Source organism: Streptomyces kebangsaanensis (genome assembly GCF_001906585.1).
GTDB classification, from domain to species: Bacteria; Actinomycetota; Actinomycetes; order Streptomycetales; family Streptomycetaceae; genus Streptomyces; species Streptomyces kebangsaanensis.
In genome coordinates, this window is the sequence record NZ_JUJA01000005.1 from 1 (window position 1) to 558 (window position 558).

Sequence of the window (558 nt, forward strand, 5' to 3'; positions counted from 1 at the left end):
GGCGCCGTCTCGGAGATCAACCCGCTGCGCACGGAGGCCGTCATGACGTCCGCTTCGGCGGGCATCGACGACCTCACCCACACCGGGGACAAGACCACCACCACGGTGGCCATGGACTTCGGCCGCATCACGCTCGACCAGGACCTGATCCTCTACCTGTTCGGCACGCCCGGCCAGGACCGGTTCTGGTTCATGTGGGACGACCTGGTCCGCGGCGCCATCGGCGCCATCGTCCTGGTCGACACCCGGCGCCTGGCCGACTGCTTCCCGGCGGTCGACTACTTCGAGAACAGCGGCCTGCCGTTCGTCATCGCCCTCAACGGCTTCGACGGCCAGCAGCCGTACAACCCGGACGAGGTCCGCGAGGCCCTGCAGATCGGTCCCGACGCGCCGATCGTCACCACCGACGCCCGTCACCGTACGGACGCCAAGACGACGCTGATCACACTGGTCGAACACGCCCTGATGGCCCGGCTCAAGTAACGCCCGGGGGCCATTACCCGTAGTGGTCAAGTTGGCGAGGCCGTACGACAGTTGTCGTAGGTGCATTGGGGCTGG

1 protein-coding gene is annotated in these 558 nt (G+C 67.4%); it reads left to right on the plus strand.

Annotated features, from left to right (window positions below; all coding sequences use genetic code 11):
- Positions 1–483 (plus strand): GTP-binding protein (locus RH94_RS00070; protein ID WP_073945631.1); only part of this gene is annotated, 483 nt, incomplete at its 5' end.
- Positions 484–558 lie beyond the last annotated feature (75 nt).